The organism is Candidatus Liberimonas magnetica, from assembly GCA_020523885.1.
Taxonomy (GTDB): Bacteria; Elusimicrobiota; Endomicrobiia; order Endomicrobiales; family JAFGIL01; genus Liberimonas; species Liberimonas magnetica.
Window position 1 is genome coordinate 16403 of sequence record JAJAPY010000016.1, and the last position, 26125, is coordinate 42527.

Annotated in this window: 24 protein-coding genes; all 24 read left to right on the forward strand. The window is 40.7% G+C overall.

Going from position 1 to position 26125, the window contains the following annotated elements:
• The first annotated feature begins 131 nt into the window (after nucleotides 1–131).
• The 24 genes from rpsB to ribF all read left to right on the forward strand — a co-directional run bounded on the left by rpsB (nucleotide 132) and on the right by ribF (nucleotide 26094).
• Complete coding sequence (gene rpsB, locus LHV68_10900) at nucleotides 132–968, forward strand: 30S ribosomal protein S2 (GenBank protein MCB4792372.1); 837 nt, start codon at nucleotides 132–134, stop codon at nucleotides 966–968.
• The gene (gene tsf, locus LHV68_10905; protein MCB4792373.1) at nucleotides 952–1560 is read left to right on the forward strand and encodes a translation elongation factor Ts; all 609 of its coding nucleotides are present in this window, start codon (nucleotides 952–954) and stop codon (nucleotides 1558–1560) included. The genes rpsB and tsf overlap by 17 nt, the downstream gene beginning before the upstream one ends.
• Before the next feature lie 125 nt (nucleotides 1561–1685).
• Nucleotides 1686–2381: a UMP kinase gene (pyrH, locus tag LHV68_10910; protein ID MCB4792374.1), complete on the forward strand. Its 696-nt coding sequence runs from the start codon at nucleotides 1686–1688 to the stop codon at nucleotides 2379–2381.
• A gap of 105 nt (nucleotides 2382–2486) precedes the next feature.
• On the forward strand, nucleotides 2487–3047 hold the full coding sequence (frr, locus tag LHV68_10915; GenBank protein MCB4792375.1) for a ribosome recycling factor: 561 nt from the start codon (nucleotides 2487–2489) through the stop codon (nucleotides 3045–3047).
• 114 nt (nucleotides 3048–3161) lie between these two features.
• Nucleotides 3162–3338, forward strand: a complete 177-nt coding sequence (locus LHV68_10920) for a 4Fe-4S binding protein (protein ID MCB4792376.1) — start codon at nucleotides 3162–3164, stop codon at nucleotides 3336–3338.
• Nucleotides 3339–3489: 151 nt separating this feature from the next.
• Nucleotides 3490–4197 (forward strand): isoprenyl transferase, encoded by a 708-nt coding sequence (locus tag LHV68_10925; protein ID MCB4792377.1) that lies wholly within the window; start codon nucleotides 3490–3492, stop codon nucleotides 4195–4197.
• A gap of 93 nt (nucleotides 4198–4290) precedes the next feature.
• Nucleotides 4291–5118, forward strand: a complete 828-nt coding sequence (locus LHV68_10930) for a phosphatidate cytidylyltransferase (GenBank protein ID MCB4792378.1) — start codon at nucleotides 4291–4293, stop codon at nucleotides 5116–5118.
• 129 nt (nucleotides 5119–5247) lie between these two features.
• Nucleotides 5248–6399, forward strand: a complete 1152-nt coding sequence (locus tag LHV68_10935; GenBank protein ID MCB4792379.1) for a 1-deoxy-D-xylulose-5-phosphate reductoisomerase — start codon at nucleotides 5248–5250, stop codon at nucleotides 6397–6399.
• Nucleotides 6400–6488: 89 nt separating this feature from the next.
• The gene (locus LHV68_10940) at nucleotides 6489–7547 is read left to right on the forward strand and encodes a M50 family metallopeptidase (GenBank protein ID MCB4792380.1); all 1059 of its coding nucleotides are present in this window, start codon (nucleotides 6489–6491) and stop codon (nucleotides 7545–7547) included.
• Nucleotides 7548–7707: 160 nt separating this feature from the next.
• Entirely contained in the window at nucleotides 7708–8796 is a 1089-nt protein-coding gene (ispG, locus tag LHV68_10945; GenBank protein ID MCB4792381.1) for a flavodoxin-dependent (E)-4-hydroxy-3-methylbut-2-enyl-diphosphate synthase, read from the forward strand.
• Nucleotides 8797–8880: 84 nt separating this feature from the next.
• Nucleotides 8881–9351, forward strand: a complete 471-nt coding sequence (greA, locus tag LHV68_10950; GenBank protein ID MCB4792382.1) for a transcription elongation factor GreA — start codon at nucleotides 8881–8883, stop codon at nucleotides 9349–9351.
• Nucleotides 9352–9496: 145 nt separating this feature from the next.
• Nucleotides 9497–11218, forward strand: a complete 1722-nt coding sequence (locus LHV68_10955) for a proline--tRNA ligase (GenBank protein MCB4792383.1) — start codon at nucleotides 9497–9499, stop codon at nucleotides 11216–11218.
• 40 nt (nucleotides 11219–11258) lie between these two features.
• Complete coding sequence (locus tag LHV68_10960; protein ID MCB4792384.1) at nucleotides 11259–11408, forward strand: DUF5989 family protein; 150 nt, start codon at nucleotides 11259–11261, stop codon at nucleotides 11406–11408.
• 214 nt (nucleotides 11409–11622) lie between these two features.
• Nucleotides 11623–13389 carry a carbamoyltransferase gene (locus LHV68_10965; GenBank protein ID MCB4792385.1) on the forward strand — a complete coding sequence of 589 codons (1767 nt, stop codon included), beginning with the start codon at nucleotides 11623–11625 and terminating at the stop codon, nucleotides 13387–13389.
• Between the two features lie 30 nt (nucleotides 13390–13419).
• Nucleotides 13420–14934 (forward strand): glycosyltransferase family 39 protein, encoded by a 1515-nt coding sequence (locus LHV68_10970; protein ID MCB4792386.1) that lies wholly within the window; start codon nucleotides 13420–13422, stop codon nucleotides 14932–14934.
• A gap of 33 nt (nucleotides 14935–14967) precedes the next feature.
• The gene (locus LHV68_10975; GenBank protein ID MCB4792387.1) at nucleotides 14968–17151 is read left to right on the forward strand and encodes a carboxypeptidase regulatory-like domain-containing protein; all 2184 of its coding nucleotides are present in this window, start codon (nucleotides 14968–14970) and stop codon (nucleotides 17149–17151) included.
• Nucleotides 17152–17241: 90 nt separating this feature from the next.
• Nucleotides 17242–18537 (forward strand): PorV/PorQ family protein, encoded by a 1296-nt coding sequence (locus LHV68_10980; protein MCB4792388.1) that lies wholly within the window; start codon nucleotides 17242–17244, stop codon nucleotides 18535–18537.
• 158 nt (nucleotides 18538–18695) lie between these two features.
• Nucleotides 18696–19157, forward strand: coding sequence for a ribosome maturation factor RimP (locus tag LHV68_10985; GenBank protein ID MCB4792389.1), 462 nt, complete (start codon nucleotides 18696–18698; stop codon nucleotides 19155–19157).
• Between the two features lie 122 nt (nucleotides 19158–19279).
• On the forward strand, nucleotides 19280–20638 hold the full coding sequence (gene nusA, locus LHV68_10990; protein MCB4792390.1) for a transcription termination factor NusA: 1359 nt from the start codon (nucleotides 19280–19282) through the stop codon (nucleotides 20636–20638).
• A 23-nt stretch (nucleotides 20639–20661) separates the two neighbouring features.
• Entirely contained in the window at nucleotides 20662–22842 is a 2181-nt protein-coding gene (gene infB / locus LHV68_10995; GenBank protein ID MCB4792391.1) for a translation initiation factor IF-2, read from the forward strand.
• Nucleotides 22843–22927: 85 nt separating this feature from the next.
• Complete coding sequence (gene rbfA, locus LHV68_11000) at nucleotides 22928–23299, forward strand: 30S ribosome-binding factor RbfA (protein ID MCB4792392.1); 372 nt, start codon at nucleotides 22928–22930, stop codon at nucleotides 23297–23299.
• Nucleotides 23300–23387: 88 nt separating this feature from the next.
• On the forward strand, nucleotides 23388–24359 hold the full coding sequence (locus LHV68_11005; protein MCB4792393.1) for a bifunctional oligoribonuclease/PAP phosphatase NrnA: 972 nt from the start codon (nucleotides 23388–23390) through the stop codon (nucleotides 24357–24359).
• Nucleotides 24356–25090 carry a tRNA pseudouridine(55) synthase TruB gene (truB, locus tag LHV68_11010; protein MCB4792394.1) on the forward strand — a complete coding sequence of 245 codons (735 nt, stop codon included), beginning with the start codon at nucleotides 24356–24358 and terminating at the stop codon, nucleotides 25088–25090. Before LHV68_11005 ends, truB begins: the two co-directional genes overlap by 4 nt.
• 110 nt (nucleotides 25091–25200) lie before the next feature.
• A complete protein-coding gene (gene ribF, locus LHV68_11015) occupies nucleotides 25201–26094 on the forward strand; it encodes a riboflavin biosynthesis protein RibF (protein ID MCB4792395.1) in 894 nt (297 codons plus the stop codon).
• The last annotated feature ends 31 nt before the right edge of the window (nucleotides 26095–26125 follow it).

Consider the following 26125-nt stretch of genomic DNA (forward strand, 5'->3'; position numbering starts at 1 on the left):
AAAAATAATAGTATAATATCAAATCCAAAAATACACACACTCCCGGATTTTCTTCAAAGTCCCCGGTCCTGGACTGGGGTTGAAGGGAAGATGAACGGAGTGGAGGAAAAAACTAAGGAGGGAGTAAAGGTATGGCAAACATTTCGATGAAAGCGCTTCTGGAAGCAGGCGTGCATTTTGGCCACCAGACGCGTAGGTGGAACCCGAAGATGGCAAAATACATCTTTGGAAGCAGGAATAAAATACATATTATTGACCTGCAAAAAACCGTAAAAGAGCTTAAAAAAGCTTACAAATTCGTAAGAGATTCAATCGCGGAAGGAAAGACTATTCTTTTCGTTGGCACGAAAAAACAGGCGGTAGTCCCGGTAAAAGAGGAAGCTATTCGCTGCGGGGCTTTTTTTGTATGCCAGAGATGGCTGGGCGGGACACTTACTAATTTCGAAACGATCAAGAAATCGCTCCAAAGGCTGCGTGACCTGAACAGGATGAAAAATGAAGGCATTTTTGATGCTATGTCTAAGAAAGAATCATCCAAGAGGGAAAGAGAAAGGCTTAAAATGGAGAAGTCTATGGAGGGTATAAAAGAAATGCGTGAGCTTCCCGGTCTTCTTTTTATCATAGACCCTTCTGAAGAAGCCACGGCTGTGGCAGAGGCGAGAAAGCTGGGGATACCTGTGGTCGCGATCGTTGACACGAACTGCAACCCTGAGATTATTGACCACCCTGTGCCGGGGAATGACGATGCGATAAGGGCTGTTAAGCTTTTCTGCTCCACAATTGCCGATGCTGTAATCGAAGGCAGGAACCTGGGCGGCAGGATAGATTCTGAAACTGCACAACAGCTTGAAGATTCAGCTGTAACAGGCGAACCCGCAGACGCTATAGAAAAAACTATTAAGCTTGACGAAAGTGACAATGTACAGGAAGAGAAAAAGGAGGTAGCTGCAGATGAGCCCAACAACTGATTCAATTCAAAAACTGCGTTCAATGACCGGAGCGGGAATGATGGACTGTAAAACTGCCCTTGTTGAATGTAAAGATGATATAGAAAAAGCTGTACAATATTTAAGAGAAAAAGGGATCGCTACAGCGGTCAAAAAAGCTGCGAGGTCCGCAAAAGAAGGATTGGTAGTTTCGTATATCCATGCAGGAGGCAAGCTTGGCGTACTCCTTGAGATCAACTGCGAGACTGATTTTGTGGCAAGGACAGAAGATTTTCAGAACCTTGCAAAAGAACTCAGCATGCAGATAGCCGCTGCAAACCCCCTTTATGTGTCAAGAGAAGAGGTACCTGCTGAGGTGATAGAAAAAGAAAAAGAGATATACAAGAAACAGCTTGCGGAAGAGGGGAAACCAAAACCGGCCAATGTCATGGAAAAGATAGTCGAAGGCAAGCTTGAGAAGTTTTATACGCAGGTAGTGCTTTTAGACCAGCCTTATATCAGGGATACGTCGGGAAAAGAGAAAGTAAAAGATATCATAACTAACACCGTTGCAAAGATAGGGGAAAATATCGTTGTTCGCCGTTTTGCCAGGTTCAGGGTTGGGGAAGAATAGTAAAAACGAAATGAAAAGTGCAAAATGAAAAATGAAAAATAGCATAAAATCTTTTTAATAAAAGCCTTTAACCTTAATTTTTCATTTTAAATTTTGCATTTTTCATTGATTTCTGGAGGTTTTGCTTGAAGTATAAAAGGGTGTTATTAAAACTTTCCGGCGAAGCTCTTGCCGGAAGCGGCAACTTCGGAATAAATATCCCGAGCATTGAAAACATTGCTAAAGAAATAAAAAAAGCCGTAGAAAGGAAAGTGGAGCTGGCCATTGTAATAGGCGGAGGAAATATCTGGAGAGGCGCTGGAAAAAAGATAGACAGGGTAAAAGCAGATTATATGGGTATGCTTGCCACCGTAATAAATTCTTTAGCTATACAGAACGTGCTTGAAAAAAACGGCATAAAAGCCTGTGTTTTGTCTGCTCTTGAGGTTTCTAAAATAGCTGAACTTTACGTTAGGGATAAAGCGATAGAGAATTTGAAAAACGGTTATGTCGTAGTTTTGAGCGGCGGTACCGGCAACCCCTATTTTACCACAGATACAACGGCTGCGCTCCGTGCGGCAGAGCTTAAAGCCGACGTGCTTCTCAAAGCTACCCAGGTTGACGGTGTTTATGATTGCGATCCTAAGGTAAACAAAAATGCGAAAAAATTCAAGAGTTTAAGTTATGATGAAGCTATACGAAAAAACTTAAGAATAATGGATACTTCCGCTTTTTCTTTATGCAAGGAAAATAAATTGAACATAATCGTATTCAACTTCCATCAAGCCGGAAACCTATTTAAAGTTCTCGCAGGAGAAAATATTGGCACTTTAGTGTCATGAACTTTGCGGGTTCTAGCTGAATAATAAACTAATTTATTGGCTCGTCTCTTCCCGCCTGATCGGCGGATAAACTGGCGAGCCCGCCAGTGAGGCGGGGAGGTTATTATGGATTGGAAACAGATACTTGTCAACGGTGAAATACCAATGAAGAAAACGATCGAAAAGATGAGGAATGACTTTTCTGCCATAAGAACGGGCAGGGCAAGTGCGGCGTTGGTTGAGGGGCTCAAGGTAGAGAGTTATGGGGCTTTAATGCCTATAAACCAGTTAGCCAATATAGGTACTTCGGATGCAAGGACGATAGAGATCCGGCCCTGGGATATTTCCCAGCTGGTAAACATTGAGAAAGCTATCCTTAAGTCAGACCTCGGGCTTACCCCGATGAACGACGGTAAAATAATACGGCTGTCAATCCCTGCTCTTACCGAAGAACGCAGGAAAGACCTGACAAAAGTAGTGCATAAGATCGCCGAAGAATTCAGGATATCCGTGAGGAACGAGCGCAGGCAGATGCTTGAACAGGTAAAGAAAGCTGAAAAAGACAAGGCTATCACGGAAGATGACAGGAAAAAAGCAGAAGTACAGCTGCAAAAAGTCACAGATGATTATATAAAAAAGATCGATGAGATCTTAAAGACAAAAGAGAAAGAGATAATGGAAGTATAACAAAAAATGCAAAATAAAAAGTGCAAAATGAAAAATTAAGGAAAAATCCATTAATAAAAGTTTTAAGATTAATTTTGCATTTTAATATTTGCAATTTGCATTGGAGGTTTTAAAATGGCTTATAGTATTAACAAGGATGAGTGCGCAGGATGCGGGGTGTGTGCAGATACATGCAAAACAGAGGCAATTACACAGGATGAAGACAAGTATAAGATATTGGAAGAAAAATGTACGGATTGCGGTGAATGTGCTTCCACCTGCCCTGTAGGGTGCATAAGCGAAAGCAATTAGGTTCTGCTGAAAAAATCATCAGACCCTGATTACAACGATTACACAGATTAATCATCGATGAAGTTTCTGTGTAATCTGCCTTTACAATCCGTGTAATCATGACCGTTGAGGATTTTTCAACGGTCTAAATTTGAGATCCAAGGGGCTTTCAGTGCCTTTAAAAGAGAAGATAGATCTTTCTAAGCTGCCAAGGCACATAGCTATTATTATGGACGGAAACGGCCGGTGGGCAAAAAAACGGAAACTACCCAGGGTTTTTGGCCATCGTGCAGGTATTAAATCCGTAAGAGAAACCGTAGAAACATGCGCAGAGTTAAAAATAGAAGTTTTAACCCTGTATGCCTTTTCAACAGAAAACTGGTCCCGCCCGAAAACCGAAGTTAATGCTTTAATGGCGCTTTTAAAGCTTTATCTAATGAAAGAGTTCGACAATTTAATGCGGAACGATATCAGGCTTAATGCCATAGGGGATATTTTAGGGTTACCGGAAGCTCCTAGAAAAGAGCTTTTAGGCATAATGGAAAAGACAAGGACTAATAAGGGCTTGGTGCTGAATTTAGCTTTGAATTACGGCGGCAGGCAAGAAATATTGAATGCAGTAACCGGGATGATCAAAGATAAAGTAGAAAAGGCAGATGAGGGAACGTTCAAAAAATACCTGTACACAAGCCTCTTCCCTGACCCTGACCTGTTGATAAGGACATCCGGAGAGATGAGGCTTTCGAACTTCCTGCTGTGGCAGAGTGCATATACCGAATTATATATTACAGAAGTTCTCTGGCCTGAATTCAGGGCTAAAAACCTGTATGAAGCTATAAGTGATTATCAGAAAAGAGAACGCAGGTACGGGGGAATATAAAACAACAGTCTTGAGTAATGTGTCTTGAGTCGTGAGAAAGAAATTGTTTTAGGCTCAGGACTTAGGACTTAGGACTTAGGACTCATAACAACTATGCTATTACCACGCTTGATAACGGCTATTATCGGAATACCTATCGTGTTGATCGCTATCTATTGGGGAGGGATACCTTTTTTTCTCCTAATGTTCGCGGTTATATTTTTGGCTTTGAAAGAATACTTTATGCTCACAACTTACGGCGGGTACAACAACCAGAGCATAATCGGCACTATATCCGGATTACTGCTTTTTGTTTCCATGTATTTGAATACAACGAATTTTGGCCCAAAATACTTTAACCAAGGTACAGCCCTACTTGTAACTGTTATATTTGTAGGAATATTTACAAGGGAGCTCGTACGTAAAAGCCATGAAAAGAGTATCGAAAGCCTTGCAATAACGTTTTTTGGGGCATTTATTATTCCCTGGACCTTAGGGCATCTTGTTTTGATAAGGAATCTAAGGCCAACAGGGATGTTGTATGTATTTTTTCTTTTCATAATAATATGGATTTTAGATACCGGCGCATACGTTTTTGGAAGCCATTTCGGGCGTAACAGCCTGGCTGAAAAAATAAGCCCTAAAAAAACCCTTGAAGGCGCCATTGGCGGTGTTATTACGGCCGTACTGATAGGCATAATAAGCTACTTTATTTTTTTAAAGAATTATTTTACCATGCGGGAGTTAATCCTTGTATCATTTTTAATATCTATAATTGCACAGTTTTCCGACCTGTCCGAGTCTCTGATCAAAAGAGATGTAGGTGTAAAGGATTCCGCAAATTTGCTGCCTGGCCATGGCGGTATATTAGATAGGTTCGATTCGTTCTTATTTACTGCTCCGCTTTTCTATTATTATCTTACAATTTTTAAGGGAAACTAAGAAAATAATGCAAATTGAAAATTGCAAAATGAAAAATTAAGGAATAAAAACTTATTTAATAAAAGTCGTTAACCTTAATCTTGCATTTTTTATTTTGCAATTTTCATTGGTGTTTATTGGAGCAATTTTGTGAAAAAAATAGTCATTCTCGGCTCGACCGGTTCTATCGGATGCCAGGCAATTAATGTCATAAAACGGCTGAGAGGGGAAATAGAAATAGCCGGCCTTACCACCTATTCAAATCTGGCCTTGCTGAAAAAACAGATAAGAGTATGCCGTCCTCAGATAGTGTCGGTATGGAAAGAAGAACAGGCTTTGGAATTGAACGAGTGGTGCAAAAGAAATAAGATCAAGCTTGAAATACTGCATGGCCTTGAAGGGCTTGTAGAAATTGCCGGCTGCGCCGCATCTGACATGGTCCTTTCTGCGGTAGTCGGCTCGATAGGTCTTAAACCACTTCTTGCGGCTATTAAGAGCAAGAAAAATATAGCTTTGGCAAATAAAGAAGCGCTGGTCATAGCCGGCGATATTATAATGGCCGAAGCAAAAAAAAATAAAGTTAAGCTGATTCCTGTAGACAGCGAGCATTCGGCGGTATTCCAATGTCTGAAACAAGAGGATGCAAAAACAGTTCATAAGATCATTTTAACGGCTTCTGGCGGCCCCTTTTACAGGTATAACAGCTCTCATTCAGATATTAAAGTTTCACAAGCCCTGGACCATCCTACATGGAAGATGGGGCAAAAGATAACGATAGATTCAGCAACTTTGATGAACAAGGGTCTTGAAGCTATTGAAGCTCATCATCTGTTCAATATCGGGTTTGATAAAATAGAAATAGTCATTCATCCTCAATCCATAGTCCATTCAATGGTTGAATTTATAGATACTACCGTGTTGGCTCATTTGTCCTATCCTACTATGGAATTGCCTATACAGTATGCTCTAACATATCCGGAAAGGTGTAAGTTGCCTTTAAGAAGACTTGATTTATCCGTTATTAAAAGATTGGAGTTCGATGCCCCTGATTTTGACAGGTTCCCGTGTCTGAAACTTGCACTAAATGCAGGAAAGATATCCGGTACAATGCCTGCTGTCATGAATGCGGCGAACGAGAAAGCAGTAAGGTTTTTTTTAGATGGAAAAATAAAGTTTACCGATATTGCAAAAATAATAAAAAAAGTCATGTCGCTTCATAAAACTATAGAAAACCCGTCTTTAGATGATATATTTGCAGCAGATTTATGGGCCAGGGAAGTAACTAGAGCGTTTAGCGGATAGCGTAGAGCGGATAGGAAAAACAAAGTCTTTCTGTTTTGTTGTTTACTATACGCTATACGCTGAACGCTCTACGCTAAAAAGGAGATATAATGTTTCATATAGCAGGACTTAACGTTACGATATTCCAGATAGTGGCTACGATATTCGGTATTGGTATACTGGTTTTTGTGCACGAGTTGGGCCATTTTATTATGGCAAAGAAGTTTAAACTCAAAGTAGAGAAGTTCACTTTTGGTTTCGGTCCCGAGATATTCGGCTATACTTACGGGGAAACCAGGTACGCTGTCTGTGCAATCCCTTTGGGAGGAATGGTAAAGATGCCCGGGGAAGATATAGAATCAGCTACAGGTTCTCCGGGGGAATTTTATTCGCAGCCGTGGTATAAAAGGTTAATAATCGCTTTTGCCGGGCCTTTCATGAACTATGTTTTTGCAGTCATAATCTTTGCTATTGTCATATTTGTCTGGGGGCTTGCAAAACCGTCCGACCTTCCTAAAATAGGCGAAGTCATAGAAGGTTATCCTGCGCAAACCGCAGGAATTCAAGCAGGGGATACCGTTCTTAAAATAAATGGCGTAGCTGTAACTAACTGGGCTGATATGGCAGGATATATCCACTCTCATTCTAACGAAGAATTAAAACTTTTAATATCGCGCAGCAATGAAAATATTACGTTTAAGATAATCCCCAAAAAGGATGATGTCTCAGGGTTTGGAGTGATAGGCATATCGCCGCAGTTTGAGACCGAGTATGTCACTTTGCCGGCTTCTGCCTGGCTCGGCACAAAGATGGTAATATTTCAGTCCCTGTTTACATTGGAATATCTCGGCCAGAAATTGATAAAATTTGAAAAACCGGATGTTGCAGGGCCCATCGGGGTGATCCAGTACCTGGCGAAAGCAGCTAAAACAGGTTGGAGGACCTTGCTTCATTTCCTTGCAGTCATATCCACAGCTCTCGGGCTGTTTAACCTGCTACCTATCCCTATCCTTGACGGCGGACATATATTCATAGCCCTTATAGAAGGCATTATAAGAAGGCCGGTGAACAAAAAAACTATCATAACCGCTAATATGGTGGGTCTAAGCATAATAGTCCTTATCTTTATTCTTGCTACATACAATGATATAACACGGATAATGCAATAGAGGATAAATACTAAACTCTAAATCCTAAACAAACTCAAAACTCAATTAACAAAAACTAAAAAATACAACTGGATTTGTTTTGAATTTGAAGCTTTGAGTATTTGAGTTTATCTAGAGTTTAGGATTTAGTGTTTAGGGTTTTAAATTCAGAGGTTAAAGTATGTTTAAACGTTGGCAAACAAGGAAAGTTAATATAGGTAAGTTGAGTATCGGCGGGGGCTCTCCTGTCCTTGTCCAATCTATGACAAATACCAAGACATCCGACGTCAATTCGACAGTAAGCCAGATAAAAAAACTTGAAGATGCGGGCTGCGATATTGTAAGGGTATCTGTACCTGACCTGGAGGCCGCACGCAGCATAGAAAAAATAAAGAATAAGATAAAAATACCTCTTGTCTGCGACATCCATTTTGACTACAAGCTCGCCATCGAATCGATAAAACGGGGTGCAGATAAGATAAGGATCAACCCGGGCAATATCGGGTCAGTTGATAAAGTTCAGGCAGTGGTCGAAGCTGCAAAAAAAGCAAGGATACCTATACGCATAGGCGTTAATGCAGGGTCTTTAAAAAAAGCCCAGGGTTTAGACACGTACAAGAAAAGAGCAGAAGTTCTTGCAGGTTCGGCTCTGGAACACATCAAGTTGCTTGAGAAGTTAAACTTCTATGATACGGTAGTTGCTTTAAAAGCCTCCGATGTCCTGACCACTATAGAAGCATACAGAGTCTTTGCATCTAAAAAAAATTATCCTTTGCATATTGGCATTTCGGAATCAGGGAGTGTTTACAGAGGCACCATTAAATCTTCGGTAGGTTTAGGAGTGCTTCTTTACATGGGACTCGGGGATACTTTAAGGGTTTCTTTGACAGGCAACCCCGTGGATGAGGTCCAGGTGGGCTATCATATCCTGCAGACTCTCGGTCTCCGTTCTACGGGCATAGATATGGTCTCGTGCCCGACTTGTTCAAGGTGCGAGGTAGATTTGATCAAAATAGTAAACAAAATAGAAGATGAAATAAAATCCGTAAAAATATCATCCAGGTACAAGAAAAAACCGTTAAAAGTAGCTGTTATGGGGTGTGTAGTCAACGGCCCGGGAGAGGCTAAGGAATCCGATTTCGGAATAGCCGGAGGGAAAAACTCAGGGTTGTTATTTGTCAAAGGCAAAATTATAAAACGATTGAAACCCAAAGATTGGGTAAAGACCATACTAAAACTGATAAAAGAAAAAAATAAGGGCAAAAGCTAGGGCCAAAGAGGCAAGGATAAGGAAAACATGATTCCTATTGATCCTTGACCCTGAAGTTTTGACCCTGATTTTCGGGAGTAGAAAATGTCAAAAGAAATTTATTTAACCAGGGAAGGTTATGCAAAGCTGAATGAAGAGCTTGAAAGGCTCAAAAAAAGAAAACCTCAAATTTCAAAAGATATAGGGACAGCAAGAGAGATGGGCGATCTAAAAGAAAATGCAGAGTACCATGCGGCTAAAGAGACCCTGGGGCATTTGGTAAGCAGGATAGCCGAGCTTGAGGACAAGATAGCAAGGTCAAAAATAATTGACGAACAAAATATAGCTAAAGACACGATATATATAGGCGCTACGGTTACTCTTGAAGATATAGAAGAAAAAGATGAATTTGCTTATACCATCGTTGATATAGAAGAAGCAAACCCAGGCGAGGGTAAAATATCCGTACAGTCGCCTTTGGCACAGGGCCTGCTCGGGCATAAAGTAGGGGAAACCCTTGAGGTCAATTTGCCAGGCGGCAAATTAAATGTTAAAATACTAAAAATAACAAGATAAGTATATAACAAATTTCGAATCTCGAATATCGAAATCCGAAAAAAAATCAATATCAAATAGCAAATGAATCAAAATTGTTTTTTATTTAATATTTTTTCGAAATTCGAAATTGCTTATTCGAGATTGTAAAAGAAAAAGGATTTTTATGAAGATATCGAAATTATTTCTGCCAACTTTACGGGAAGTCCCGGCTGATGCGGATGTTATATCTGCAAAACTTATGTTAAGGTCCGGGATGATTAGAAAAGTATCTTCCGGTATCTATGAATGGCTCCCGCTCGGTTTAAAAGTATTAAAAAAAGTCGAGGAAGTGGTCAGGCTGGAAATGAATGCCATAGGAGGCCAGGAGGTCTGGTTTCCGCTGCTCCTTCCAAAAGAATTGTGGGAAGAGACCGGGCGCTGGAATGTGTATGGGAAAGAGCTTTTCAGGATCAAAGACAGAAAAAACTCCGAGTTTTGCCTGGGACCCACTCACGAAGAAGCAGTTACTGACCTTGTAAGAAGAGATGTGCGCTCTTACAGGCAATTGCCTCTTATGCTTTACCAGTTCGGCACAAAGTTCAGAGATGAGGTCAGGCCGAGGTTCGGCGTGATGAGGGCAAGGGAATTTTATATGAAAGACGCCTATTCTTTCCATGCGGATGAAAAGGATGCGGAAAATTATTACCTGAAAGCCTTTGAAGCTTATAAAAAGATATGCGAAAGGTGCGGGTTTAAATACCGCGCAGTTGAGGCTACCAGCGGAGCTATTGGAGGCGCGTTCTCGCATGAGTTTATGGTGCTTGCCGAAACCGGAGAAGAAGAAATAGCGTCATGCCTGTGCGGTTACGGAGCTAATACAGAAAAAACAGAATGCATTAAAACAAGTGCGGAGTGCCAAGTTCGGAGTTCGGAGCAAGAACAACTTCAGGAAATTCTTACACCTAACATAAAGACTGTTGAAGAAGTAGGGGCTTTTTTAAAGGAAAAACCTTCGCAATTCATAAAGACGATGATTTATTTGGCTGACGGCGAACCTGTTATAGCGCTTGTACGCGGCGACTATGAGATAAACGAGCATAAACTTCAATCGGTGCTTAACTGCTCTATCCTGGCTTTGGCGGATGAGCAAACGATAGAAAAAATAACAGGGGCACCTCTTGGTTTTGCCGGTCCGGTCAAGCTTAAAGATAATAGCGTTAAGATCATTGCGGACTATTCTGTTGAATTTATCCTTAATGGAATTTCAGGTGCGAACAGGAAAGATTATCATCTTGTAAATATAAACATAAACAGGGATTTTAAGCCCGGCGTTATTGCCGATATAAGAAAGGTGGTCAAAGGCGATGCCTGCCCGCGGTGCAATAAAGAACTCAAATTTAACAGAGGGATCGAAGTAGGGCATACTTTCAAACTGGGAACTAAGTATTCAAAATCCATGAAAGCGGCATATCTTGACGAGCAGGGAAAAGAAAAACTGATGGTGATGGGCTGTTACGGTATCGGAGTATCCCGTATAGTCGCAGCAACGATAGAACAGTCTAATGATGAGAACGGTATCATCTGGCCTGTCCCGCTTGCCCCTTTTGAGGTAATAATCGTTCCGATAAACTGGCTTGAGGAAAATACCAGGAAAACAAGCGAGAAACTCTATAATGAACTTTTAGAAAAAGACATCGACGTTATTCTAGATGACAGGGAAGAGCGTGCCGGAATGAAGTTTAAAGATGCAGACCTTATCGGTATCCCTTACCGCATTACGATAAGCGACCGGAACCTTAAAGATAACAAATGTGAACTTAAAGCCAGGTGGGAGAAAAAAGAAGAATCCAAGCTGATTAATGTTGACGAGATAGTAGATGTCATAATACAGCTGTTAAAAAAATAGTCGTAAATCTTTGTAATCGTAATAAAAAGAGGTGCTGATTATGAGTTTAGTAAAAGAGTTTTTACAGTTTGCCTGGAAAGAAAAGAAATACTGGATAATACCTATGGTCCTGGTTTTCCTTATCCTGGGGTTGTTGATTATTTTCTTTGAAAGTGCAACGGTAGTCCCTTTTGTTTATACACTTTTCTAATGATAAAAAAAGCTAAATTACTATACCGACGCTGGGTAGTTATCGCTAAAAGGATAGCTCTCTTACAGACAAAGATTTTATTTATAGTTACTTACTATATTTTTATAATACCATTTGGTACTTTTGTAAAATTATTCTACAAATTTCCAAAACCAGGCTGGCATAAAGCCGATGCGCCCGAAGACACTTTAGATGGAGCTAGAAGGCAGTTCTAATGTATATATTAGGTATATCCTGCTGGTACCATGACGCAGCCGCCTGCCTTTTGAAGGACGGCAGAATAGCTGCCTGTTCCGAAGAAGAAAGGTTCTCAAGAAAAAAACATGATTTTGAATTTCCGGTAAATGCTATAAACTTCTGTCTTGAAGAGGCGGGCATTACTTCAAAAGATATTGAGTACGTGGTTTTTTATGACAAACCTATCAGAAAATTCGACAGGATACTTACCTCAGTAATCCAGAACATACCAAAATCCCTAAAACTTTTTTATCTTGCCGTGCCTTTGTGGCTCAAGGAAAAGCTGCAGTTTAAAAGAAAAATAAAAAAACAACTTGGCATCGATGCAGACAAAGTGCTTTTTGCTTCTCACCACAGCTCGCATGAGGCAAGCACATTTTTTCTGTCTCCGTTTAGTGAAGCAGCGATACTGACAGTTGACGGGGTCGGAGAATGGGCTACCGCAAGCCTCGGTATAGGAAAAGAAAACAATATTATGCTCTTTGAAGAGATGCGGTTCCCACATTCAGTAGGGCTTTTGTACTCGGCTTTTACGGCTTTCCTGGGTTTCGAAATAAACGACGGTGAGTACAAGGTCATGGGCCTGGCGCCGTACGGAGAACCGAAATACAAAGATAAAGTGTATAAGGTAGTGGAACTTAACGAAGACGGCAGTATTAAGCTTAATTTAGAATATTTTTCTTTTACCTATTCGACTGATGCTACTTATACGGATAAATTCCTTGACATCTTCGGTGAGCCTCGGGACCCGAAGTCCCTGTTCTTTACGGAAAAATCCGGGTATTTTTCCTATTACGGACAAAAGCCGGAAAATTACATTGAACAGCAGAAGAAAAACCAGTATTATGCAGATATAGCGGCAAGCATTCAGGATGTTTTAGAAGAGATACTTGTAAAAATGGCAAAGTATCTTTATCAGAAGACCAAATCAAAGAACCTTTGCTATGCTGGGGGGGTGGCTTTAAACAGTAAAGCGAATTACAGGCTTATGAAAGAATCAGGTTTTGAGAATATATATATCCAGCCCGCTTCTACCGACGCAGGAGGAGCTATAGGCGCTGCCCTGTGGGCCTGGTGCCAGGTATTAAAAAATAAGAGGGTTGAAGTAATGGAACACGCCTATTACGGCAAAGAATACGGCGAGCAGGAAATAGTTGATGCAATAAAAGAAAACAATCTAAAATACAAAAAAATAGACGATGAGCAGCTTATAGACGAAGTATCAGGTTTGCTTTCCAAGGGGAATGTTATCGGCTGGTATCAGGGAAGGACTGAATGGGGGCCGAGGGCTCTCGGCAACAGGTCTATTCTTGCGGATGCACGAAACCCGAAGATGAAAGACATAGTAAATACCAAAGTGAAATTCAGGGAGCCCTTCAGGCCTTTTGCCCCGTCTGTCCTTGATACTTCTGTTGCGGATTATTTTGAAGTTGATAAGGAAAGCTATGTCCAAAGGTTCATGCTTATGACTTATCCGGTAAAAAAAGAAATGCAAAAAGTGATACCTGCCGTGACCCATGAAGACGGCACTTCAAGGATCCAGTCTGTTATAAAGCAGTATAATCCCAGGTATTATAAATTGATAGAAAAGTTCAAAGAAAAAACCGGCGTCGGGGTTGTGCTTAATACTTCGTTTAATCTTAAAGGCGAGCCTATAGTAAACTCTCCGGGCAATGCTATAAAAACTTACCTTAATTCGGGTATTGACCTGCTTATTTTGGGAAATTACATCGTTTATAAATAATTCAAGTTTGTCTTATTTCAAATATGTAAAATGAACAACAAGAGCATATATTTAATCCTGTTTTTCATTGTTTTATTCCATCTTGCAGGGAATTATTATTGGCTTAAAAAAAATGATGTCCAATATGAATCTTGCCATCCGTTCGCATTTTATACTTCTCAAGTGATTTTTACAGGGGATAGTATCAATGTAAAAAGCATTTTAAGGTACTGTTTTGATAGTTACAATTATCCGCCTTTTCAGTTGTTGTTTGGAGCCGCGGTTATGTCAGCCAGTGACAGGAACTTTCAGGCATTGATCCTTGTAACGAACACTTTCTGGATGATTTTGTCGATATTTTTAACTTATAAAATAGGCGAATTCGTTCATTCTAAAGAAGCAGGCATAACAGCAGCTTTGTTATTATCCATGTATCCTGCTTTTTACCTGCTTTCCAGGCATTACACTTTCCATTTTGCTTTAATACCCGCGGTTGCTTTATCTATTTATTGCCTCTTAAAAACCGAAGGTTTTGAAAATACCAAATGGTCGGTAATATTAGGCATGTCTCTCTTGCTGGGGACACTTGTAAAACACCCTTTTATTGTTTTTTTGGCCGGGCCTTTAGTTTATATGATGTCCAGGGCGCTTATAAAAAGGGCCGGTATTACCGTAATAAGAAATATGATTTATTCTGTAGCTATAGGGCTGTCTTTTGATTCGGTGTTTTATTTTAATCCAAATGCTGTTAAAAAAATCATTTCGAACAATTTGTTGTGCGATCCGGCCGGCCCGTGGTATAAACTGGAAAATTTAAAGGTTTATACTACCGGAGTACCGCAAAGCCAGCTGTCGCCGCTCTTGTTTTTATTGTTTCTTTTCGGTCTTTATATAGTGATAAAAAAATACAAAGTAGCTTACGTTAAGGTTATTTTCATTTTATGGATACTGGTCCCGTTACTGATATTGATCTTTATGCCGCATAATAAAGAGTCGAGTTATATCACTCCGTACTTGCCTGCGCTGGCGGTTATTTCAGCGATAGGGACAGCGGGCTTAAAAAGAGGTCCCAGGTACTTTATCCTGTGTTTTAGTTTTATTCTGTCATTATTGCTTTATTCTGAATTGAGTTCGATGATTAATCTTAACCTGCAGAAAATAAATATAAGTATCGCGCCTACCATGGAAATGAGCTATTTTCGTAAAGACGTTTTCGCTGACAACAACGAGGCCTATAAGGCTATTTCCAGTTATATCGAAAGTAAAAATAATACTGAGGGCATAAAAACAAAAACATTAGTACTCGTGCAAAACGCCCTTGAGGTCAATATGAATGTAATAAGAAATCTATCCTGGCACAGAAAACTGGACATAGATGTTTTTGAAGGTCTTCCGACTGATTTGTTTGCACCCGGTAAAAACTATGATACAATATTGTTTGCGGGGTCTCCAAACAGGGCAAATACTTATAAATACCTAAAACTTTGGGGGTTTTTGAATAAGTACAGATCAAAAAAAACAATATATATGAAAAACGCTCTTGAAGTTATCGCATATACCAAATGAAGCAATATTTTCTTGCATAGAAAACAGGTTAAAATGAACACAGTTAAAAAGTTAGTGTTTACAGGTATTATTTTATGCTCACCAGCTGTCAGTTCTGTTTATGGCAGTTATGCTATTACGACTTTTGCCGGAAACGGAATTGCAGGGTATTCCGGAGACGGAGGCAGTGCGGTTTCTGCTAAAATTAGCTATCCATACGGAGTAGCGGTTGATACAGCAGGGAATGTTTATATTTCCGGATGTACCGGTTCAATAAATCATCGGATAAGGAAAATAAACCCGTCAGGCATAATATCGAATTTTGCAGGGACCGGAACAGAAGATTACTCAGGCGACGGAGGCCAGGCAACTTCCGCCAAACTTGATACTCCCAGAGGAGTAGCGGTTGATGCTACAGGGAACGTTTATATCGTGGATCAATTGAATAACCGGATAAGGAAAGTAAATACCTCAGGTATAATTTCTACTTTTGCGGGAAGCGGGACTGCCGGTTATTCTGGAGACGGGGGCCAGGCAGCTTCGGCTAAACTTAATTATCCTTTTGGAGTAGCGGCCGATGCTTCGGGGAACGTTTATATTGCCGATACAGGTAATTTTGTAATAAGGAAAGTAAACCCTTCAGGCATTATATCTACTTTTGCGGGAAACGGGACTTCAGGTTATTCCGGAGACGGAGGTAGTGCATCTTCAGCTCAACTTGTCCAGCCTGTAGGCATAGCGGCCGATGTTTCTGGGAATGTGTATATTGCGGATCAATCGGGCAATCGAATAAGGAAAGTAAATACATCTGGAAAAATATCTACCTTTGCAGGAAACGGGACAGCCGGTTATTCCGGAGATGGAGGTAGTGCTGATTCAGCTCAGCTTAACAATCCTCAGGCAGTAGCGGTTGATACTTTGGGGAACGTATATATATCTGACTATGGAAATTATCGAATAAGGAAAGTAAACACTTCAGGCCTAATAGCTACTTTTGCAGGAAACGGGACAGCCGGTTTTTCAGGAGACGGAGGCAGTGCAACTTCAGCTCAAGTTGACGGCCCTGTAGGAGTAGCGGTTGATGTTTCGGGGAATGTCTATATCTCTGATTATACTAATATTCGGGTAAGAAAAGTTTTTGTCAATTCTGAAACAGGAATTATTTCTGGTAAGATAACTAAATCCGATGGCACAACAGCGATTTCAGGAGTGCTTGTAGAAGTATTAGAATCCGGTGTTGTTATATCAACTGCAACAAGCGACATAAGCGGTAATTATTCAATAACGGTCGGAATAGGTACTTATGATGTAAGGACTTCCTTGTCAGGGTATCAATCACAGTTGAAAAATGGCTATAGTGTAAGTGGCGGTTCTATTATAACCATCAATTTTTCTTTAACGGAAGCTCCTTCATCACAGACAGGCACTCTTTCCTGTACGATAATAGCATCGGACGGTTCAGCCATTATTAATGCTTTAATAAAAATTTATCAGGGAAGCATACCTGTGAATGAAGGCTATTCTGACCCTTCGGGCAAATGCAGTTTTTCTTTAGGAGCCGGAAGTTATGATATCTCTGTTTCAAAGGCCGGCTTTCAAACAAAAGCGCAGAAAGGCCTTTCTGTTACTGCTGAACAGACAGCGTCCGCAAATTTTTCGCTTGCCCCTGCGGTTCAAGCCCGGACAGGGACCATTACGTGCAATATCCAGTGTAACGGAGCAGTTGTAGTAAATGCGGTGATAAGGATTACCCAAAACAACGATTTGATAGATGTAGAACAGACTGATTCCATAGGGACATACGGGTTTTCCCTTGCGGCAGGAATGTATGACATAAATGTATCTAAAACCGGCTATCAGACGTCAAACCAGACAGGCGTTATCGTAAACAATAACCAGACTACAAAGGTATATATTTCACTTCTTCAGACAAGCCAGCAAAAACCTCAGGCAGGCATGCAGACTACGCTCGGCAATAACTTGTTCAGCCCCGGTGCCGGCGGGACATGTAAAATTGTGTATAATGTGTCCCAAGCAGGCAATGTAACTATAAAAATATGTGATTTGATGGGGAGACAGGTGAGAAGTGCAATTGATAATTCAAACTATACCGCGGGCAGCTACCAGTGGGACTGGGACGGCAAAGACGATAACGGGGAAAATGTGCCGTCCGGCATATATATTTTATATTTCAAATATCCCGGAGGCACTGAAACAAGGAAGATAGGCGTAAAATAGGACAACAGACAACAGATTACAGGCAACTAAACTATGACGAATATAGCAAAACGTAACTTTGTAATTATGTCTTTATTTTGTATTTTTTTTATGCAAAGTAAGTCTTTCGCGGATCAGTCTGCTGGAGTATTACTTGAATTGCCGACTTCAGCAAGGGCAGGAGGAATGGCGGAATGTTATACTGCCCTGGCTGATGACCCGTTCGGAGTTTATTATAACCCTGCAGGGATTTCGTTTATTAAAAAGCCGTCGGTTTCTTTTTTATACCAGCAGTATTTGCAGGATATAAACGGCAGTTTTGTGGCATTGACGCTGCCGGGAAAGAATTTCAGTATAAATGCCGCGCCGGGTTTTATCTCAATGAAAGAAGAACCTGTATATGATTATTTCGGGAATGATACCGGGAGAAAATTTAAGTTCCAGGGGACCGTCATACCGCTATCAGGAGCATACAGGCTCAAAGATATTTCTTTCGGTGCAACGGTTAAATACTATAAGGAACAGTTAGATGACATAGCGAAAGACGTTACGACTTTTGATGCGGGTGTGATTTATAAGTATACAGATATCAGCTTAGGCACATCTTTGCTCAACATGAGCGGCAAATTCGGTGATTACGACCTTCCAAAGACAATAAGATTCGGTATTGCCTATACAGTCAGTAAAATAAACATTCTTTTTGACTATAGTTCGCAGGTCACGGTTAAAAAAAATACTTACCATATAGGCGGCGAGGTGCCGGTATCCGATCATATCTTCATTAGGCTTGGCTATAAATTAAAAGATGAGTTTAGCGGCTTAAGCTATGGTTTGGGAATTAAAATGAGCAAGTTTGATATTGATTATGCGGCTTCAAGCTACAGCGAGCTTGGATTGACACAGAGGGCGAGCCTTAACTATCATTTTGAAATAAAAAAGAAGAAAGAAAAAGCAAAAGAAAAAGTAGTAAAAAAAGATAAATATAAAGAAAAAGAACCGACCACCCCGTATATTAAAGGAGTTATTACTGCAGCTGTCGCTGATCTGGTAGCTAGAAACGCATCTGCAGCCGAAGCCGCTTCCGCAACAGATTCTATAAGGAGCGAACTTAACTCAATTATGGAGGTCAATGTAATTGAAAAGGAAAATATGGAAATGCTCCTGGCTGAACAGAAATTTCCGATGTCAGGATGCTCAAGCCAGGAATGTGCGGTTAAAATGGGAAAGATACTTAATGCAAAAATCGTTATAATAGGTTCTTTATCAAAGCTTTCAGATACTTATTTTATTAATGCTTTGATAATAGATGTTTCAACCGGAGATATATTACAATCCGTAGTCCAAGAAGGGATAAGCGCAACTAAGTTAAGGAACGCCTGCAAGCAGATCCTTGGAAGGATCAAATAGGAAATGAATAGAAAAATTGGCTTGCAAATATATTTCTAATTTAGTATTATAAACAAAAGAGTGGCATGTACGTTAAGCCGCTCTTTAGTTTTTCTGGCCCAGTTGGCCAGATAAAGATAAGATTAGACAGATTAAAACGGAATAAAACGGCTGGATCTATGAGCACGATAGAAGAGCTTGAAAAAGTTATTGCACCAGTACTTGAGACAGATAAATTTGAGCTTGTCGATATTAATTACGGAAAAGAAGGCGGCAAGAAGGTGTTGCGTGTTTTCATCGATAAAGAAGGCGGCGTAAAACTGGCAGATTGCGAGGCCGTGAGCCTCAAGATAGAAGAAGCGGTTGAAACTTCAGAGCTTATACCTGATGATTATGTAATAGAAGTGTCTTCGCCCGGGCTTGACAGGATAATAAAGAAAGAGAAAGACTTTATAAAGTTTACGGGGCAGGATGTGAAAATATCGGTTTTTGCACCGATTGACGGGCAGCGGAATTTTACAGGCAAACTGCTCTGGGCAGGCGAAGGAAAAGTCAAGATAGCCGATATATCCGGTAAGACGCTTGAGATAGAGATAGAAAAGATTGCAAGAGCCAGGTTGAACCCTGAGATAAGAATATAATGAAAAAATTAAAATGAAAAATGCAAAATTAAGGAAAGAACCAATATAATAAAAGTCTTTTAACCTTAATTTTTCAATTTGATATTTGCATTTTGCATTTGATTTTTATAGGGAGAATTAGGATGCCAGAAAAAAGTGAAATGATTTTAGCTTTAGAACAAATAGAAAAAGACAAAGGAATCCCAAAGGGCGATATAATAAAAGTCATTGAAAATGCACTTGTTTCAGCTTATAAGAAGCATGTCGGCAAAGACGTTAACGTAGAGGCCGTGGTTAACCCCGAGTCAGGGGAGATGGGAGCTGTCGTCATAAAGAAAGTTGTCTTGGAATTGAAAAACCCTTCTTTGGAAATTACCCTGGATGAAGCAAAGGCAATAAAAAGCGATATTAAGCTGGACGAAGACCTCAGGATGCCTCTTGATACGCAGGATTTTTCAAGGATCGCCGCCCAGATAGCAAAACAGGTCATTGTTCAAAAGATAAGAGAATCCGAAAGGCAAAGCCTTTTTGACGATTATAAAGGGAAAGTCGGTTTAATGGTTAACGGTGTCGTATGGCGTTTTGCGAACCGCAACATAATAGTTGACCTTGGAAAAACCGAAGCTATTTTACCTGTATCCGAACAGATAAGCAAGGAAAAATTCAATCTCGGCCAACATGTAAGGGCTATAATAGTAAAGGTAGAGAAAGGTTCAAGAGGGCCCGTAGTAGTGCTGTCAAGGAGCCATCCGGACCTTGTTAAAAGGCTTTTTGAAGTTGAAGTGCCAGAGATCTATGAAAAGATAGTCGAAATAGTAAATGTTGTGCGCGAAAAAGGGATGAGGGCTAAAGTAGCCGTTACATCCAATAATCCGAAAGTCGACCCTGTAGGCGCTTGTGTCGGTATTAAAGGAGCAAGGGTAAAACCTATCATAGACGAGCTTTTCGGAGAACGCATAGACCTTATACCCTTTTCGAACGACCCGGAAAGATATATCGCATCATCTCTTTCACCTGCAAAAGTTACGCGGGTTAACCTGATATCAAAAGAAGCAAAAAAGGCGGAGGTTATAGTAAACGATGAAATGCTCTCTCTTGCCATCGGAAAGAGCGGGCATAATGTCCGACTTGCCGCAAAATTGGTAGGATGGCACATCGATATCCGCTCAGAATCCCAGAAAAAGAAGGAAACAGAACAGAATAATACCGTGGTAAGCGAGAATCTAAGCAAACTTAAAGGCGTAGGGCAAAAAACCGTTGAAGTCTTAACGAAAGCAGGTTTTATTGACATCAATAAACTTGCCAATGCAAAAATAGATGACTTAACGACTTTACAAGGCATCGGAGAAAAAACCGCCAAGAAAATAATAGACTCAGCAAAGGAATTAATTAACACGAAACTTCAGGAGGCAAAAGAAACAGAAACAAAAGCAACGGAAACAGACGAAGCCCCTGCAGCAAAGCCTAAAACAAAAGAAAAATCATCAAAAAAGGAAGAGTAATCGTGTTTAAAGAGGATTAAAATATGGCCCCAAAAGAGAAAGACAAACCAGTTTCAAAAAAGGCGACCCCCGTAAAAAAGGCTGAACCACGCAAGGTTAAAGAGAAGAAAGCAGCAGCCCCGGAATTAAAAGAAAAATCCCCTGCTCCAGCCGGGGCTAAGGAAAAAAAACCCAGAACCAAGAAAGTACCTGCGGAACCTAAAGCCGAAAAAAAGGCAAAAATACCCAAGAAAGAACCGGCAGAAAAAAAAATAAAACCTAAAGCCATAAAACCGGCCAAGGAAGAAAAAGTAAAAGCAGCCGAAAAAATCGTAGAAAAACATAAGGAAGCAAAAGAACCGGAAGTTAAAGAAAAAAAACATGAAGTTCATATAAAACCGCCTTCAGCAGAGCCCGTTATCGAACAGAAAGCCGAAGTTCCTCAAGCAGTCCCTAAAAAAGAAGAAAAAAAGCACGGAAGAGATATCAGGATAAACGAGCTTACCACAATACGCGAGATAGCAGAAAAGCTGGGGCAAACTACCGGCGATGTGATCAAGAAATTATTGTCTATGGGCACGCTTGCAACGATAAACCAGAGAATAGACCTGGAAGTTGCGGAGCTCTTGGCCAGTGAATACGGATTTGATATAAAATTTGCATCGATATTTGAAGGCGAGAAAATAGCCGAAGAAGAAGATGATGTCGAAAATCTAAAACCGAGGCCTGCGGTCGTGACTATTATGGGCCATGTAAATCATGGAAAAACTTCTCTTTTGGATGCCATCAGGGAAACCGATGTAGCCAGTAAGGAAGCAGGGGGAATAACACAGCATATAGGCGCCTATAAAGTTAAAACAGCAAAAGGCGAGGTGACTTTCCTTGACACGCCCGGCCATGAAGCATTTACCGCGATGCGTTCGCGCGGTGCCCAGGTTACGGATATAGTTGTGCTTGTAGTTGCTGCAGATGACGGCGTAATGCCCCAGACAGTTGAGGCCCTGGACCATGCGCGTGCAGCGGCTGTCCCCATAATCGTAGCGATCAACAAAATAGATGTTCCAGGAGCAAACCCTTCCCAGGTAAAGCAGGAGCTTACAAAATATAACCTTCTTTCCGAAGATTGGGGTGGCGATACCATAATGGTAGAGGTTTCTGCAAAAAACAATATCAAGATCGACGCACTGCTTGAAATGATACTTTTAAAAGCTGAAATGATGGAGCTAAAGGCAAATCCGGATACTCTGGCCAGGGGAGCTGTAGTAGAAGCCAGGCTTGACCATAAAAGAGGCCCTGTTATAACCGTTTTGATCCAGAAAGGCACTCTTCATGTCGGTGATAATTTTATAGTGGGTACTACGTACGGCAAAGTGCGCGCCATGACCGATGACCACGGCAAAAAGCTTGATGAAGCAAAACCTGTGACACCCGTTGAGATCCTGGGAGTAAATTCTCTTCCCCATGCAGGCGACAGGTTCATCGCGATGGATGACGAACGAAAAGCAAGAGAAATAGCCCAGACCAGGTTCAGCCGGGCAAGAGAAGAAAGGATGAAACCGAGGCATCATTTGTCATTGGAAGATATCAGCTCCGGAAAAGTCAAAGAACTAAGGCTTGTCCTAAAGGCTGATGTTCAGGGGTCTTTAGGAGCGCTGCGCGATTCCTTAGATAAGCTTTCAACACCGGAAATAAAACTTACGATAATTCACGGCGGGATCGGCACCATAAACGAATCGGACGTGACCTTAGCCGCTGCAAGCGATGCTATAATAATGGGGTTCAGCATTAAACCTGACACCGCAGTCGAGCGCATGGCTGAACGCGAAGGGGTAAGCATCAGGATTTACCGCATTATATACGAGGTCATTGCCGATGTAAGGGCGGCAATGGAAGGCATGCTTGAACCGCAATTAAAGGAAATAAGCCTTGGAAAAGCCCAGGTAAGGCAGGTTTTTAAAATATCCAAGGTGGGCACTATTGCGGGATGCAGTGTCCTGGAAGGGAAAATACAGAGGGGTTGTAAAGTGAGGATCCTTCGTGACAACGTAATAATTTATGACGGAAATATAATTACCTTAAGAAGGTTCAAAGATGACGTCAAAGAAGTTGACAAAGGTTTTGAATGCGGTATAGGCCTTGAGAGATATTCTGACTTTAAGAATGGAGATATTTTGGATTTATATACTTTTGAAAAAATAGCAAGAAAACTTGAAGACAATAAATAAAGAGATTGCAAATTGCAAAATGAAAATTGCAAAATGAAGATTATATACAGCAAACCAACAAAAAAACTAATTACAGTAGGGATATATGGAAAGTTATAAACGGGCTGTCAGGGTGGGGGAGCTGATACAGCATGAAATATCGAAGATCGTACAGGAACTGAAAGAGCCAGGGTTGGGGTTTATTACGATTACGGGAGTTAAGCTTACCGATGACCTGAAATCTGCCAGGGTTTTTTACTCGATAATAGGCGATGAAAAAGACAAAAAAATAAATGACGAGATATTAAAGAACGTGACCCCTTTTATAAGGCATATGCTAGCTGTCCGTGTAAATTTAAGATATACCCCTACTATAGAATTTAACTATGACGATACACCGGAACGTGCAACCAGGATTTTTGAGATATTGGAAAAGATAAAGAAAGAGGAATCATTAGAAAATCCAAATGATTCCTGATTATGATGATTAAAAAATAGATTACATAGATTATGGTTCTACAGTATTATCTGTATAATCAAGTCCCTAAATAGACTGAAAAAAGAAAATGATACCGAGAGATAAAGAGTTTTCGTTAATAGCAAAGACTATCAAAAAAAATAAAACATTTTTTATAGCCGGGCATCTTAACCCGGACGGGGATACTATAGGCACGGCTTTGGCTTTGTCGTCGCTATTGACCAGGCTTGGCAAAAAACCCAGGGTGTATTCCAAAGATGTTGTCCCTGAATATCTCTCATTTTTGCAGGGTGCCGGTAAAATAATAGTTGCGGATAAAGTAAAAGGAAGGTTTGACTGTGCTATTATTTTAGAATGCCTTGATATGAACAGGATGGGAGACTTAATATCGCCGGGACAGGCTAAAGAAGTAATTAATATTGACCACCATGCGAATTTTAACCATTTTGGGCATGTAAATTATATAGATTCAAGCGCTTCTTCCAGCTCCGAGATAATATTCCATCTGTTCAGGCATCTTAAAATGAAGCTGACTCCGCAAGAGGCGAACGCTCTTTACGTGGGGGTAGTGACAGATACGGGAAAATTCCAGTATAACAATACAACTTCCTCGGCTGTTTATATGGCGTCTTGTTTGATCGATGCTGGAGTTAAGCCTTACTATATCTATAATAAACTTTATTCTACGAAAACATTCTCTTCGCTTAAGCTTTTTGGGCTTGCCCTGTCAGGATTAAAAAAAACCGATTCCGGAAAAATAGCGTACATTGAAATAACAAAAGAAATGTATAAGAAATCAGGTTCAAACGTTACTGAGAGCGAAGGGATAGTGAATGAAACTCTGAAGATACCAGGTGTCGTGATAGGAGCCCTTTTCAGGGAAGAAAAAGAAAGAAACATAACAAAAATAAGTTTACGCTCCCATGAAAAATATAATGTAAATAAGGTCGTCCAGGTTTTTGGCGGGGGCGGCCATAAGAATGCCTCAGGATGCACTTACAAAGGCACGATGGAAACTGCAAAAAAAGTCATCTTAAGCCATTTGGAAAAGCTAGTATGACGTTCAACCTGGCAGAATCAGGCCTGCTGGTCATTAATAAACCGTCAGGCATAACATCCTATGGTGTTGTACGGAAGGTCAAGCACCTGTTGCAAATTGACAAAGTCGGACATTGCGGAACGCTGGACCCTATGGCAGAAGGGGTCCTTTTAGTGCTGTTCGGTTCCTCAACGAAAATGCAGAGCGTGTTGATGGGCCAGAGGAAAGTTTACAGGACTGTTTTGTCCCTGGGTGTAAGAACTGACACCGGCGATATAACAGGAAAGATAATAGAAAAAAAAGAAACCAGGGATATCCAAAAGGAAGATCTTTTAAATGCGCTAAAAAAGTTTAGCGGGGAGATAAGACAGCTTACTCCGCATTTTTCCGCTGTAAAGGTGAACGGGAAAAAAATGTACGAGCTTGCCCGCGAAGGGATAACGGTGGAAAGGCCGCCAAGGATAGTAAATATACATGAAATAGAGCTTCGCGGCTTTAATAGAGATGAGGTCAGTTTAAGGGTGGAGTGCTCAAGCGGGACATATATCAGGACTTTATGCGAAGATATAGGCGAAGAGCTGGGAATGCCAGCGACCATGAAATATTTGTGCAGGGAAAAGATAGGAAATTACGATATAAGCGCAGCAATAGCATTAAGTGAAATGGATAAATTAGGCAGGGACGGTTTGCTAGATAGAAAAATAAATTTAAGTTCAGAAATTCAAAATGCAAATTGCAAAATGCAAAATTAATGTGTCGCCTTTGGCGACTTATTTAAATTATCCCGCCAAGGCGGGATTCCGCAATTTTGCACTTTGCAATTTTCATTTTGCAATTAAGTTAGCCGTTATAGGGGGCTAACTTGAGGCCTTCTTGTGTCAGCATAGGTACGTTTGACGGTGTTCATCTCGGGCACCAGCATTTAATAAAAAATCTTTTAAAGACAGCGCGAAAAAAAAACCTTAAGAGCATTCTTGTTACAATAGCTTCGCCTGTCCGGCCTGTACCCGGAGTTTTGACCGTTCAAAAAGAAAAGCTGGAGCTGTTAAAGAGCTTTTCTTTAGACGAAATAATCATACTCCCGAATACAAGTGAAATATTAGAACAGTCAGCCCTTTCTTTTTTCGAGAATTTTATTTGCCGGAAACTTAAGACAAAATACATAATAGCAGGCGAAAACTTTGCTTTTGGCCGTAACAGGGAAGGGGATATCCAGTGGTTGAAAGAAAAATCAAAGGCAGAAGGCATCAGGATCGAAATAGTCAAACCCTATCTGGATAACGGTTTAGTTTCGTCAACAAGGATAAGAAGGCTTATGCTCTGTGGAAAACTGAGTGAAGCGAATAAGCTTCTAGGCAGAGAATATCAGTTCGAAGGAATGCCTGTAAAAGGAAGAGGGTTGGGTAGGAAATTAGGTTTTCCTACGATAAATTTGAAAGTTGACCCGGAAAAACTCCTCCCTACAGGAGTTTATGCAGCCTGGGCCGTGATAGGGGCCGGAGATGAAAAGGAGAATGCGGCAGCCTGGCCTTCTGTAGTAAACATAGGGACGCGGCCGACGTTCTTTAACAAAGGCAATATTCATTCGGAAGTGCATTTACTGGATGTCAAATGTCTATGTCCGGACAAAAGAACGATAGTAGCTTTGCACAAGTTCATAAGGCCGGAAAAAAAATTTGAGAATATAGAACGGTTGACAAAACAGGTCAATTTGGACATAAGCGAAGCAAAAAACTTCTTTAAGGTGATAAGCTAAAATGATCCACAACATCAATGGAACGGAGGTA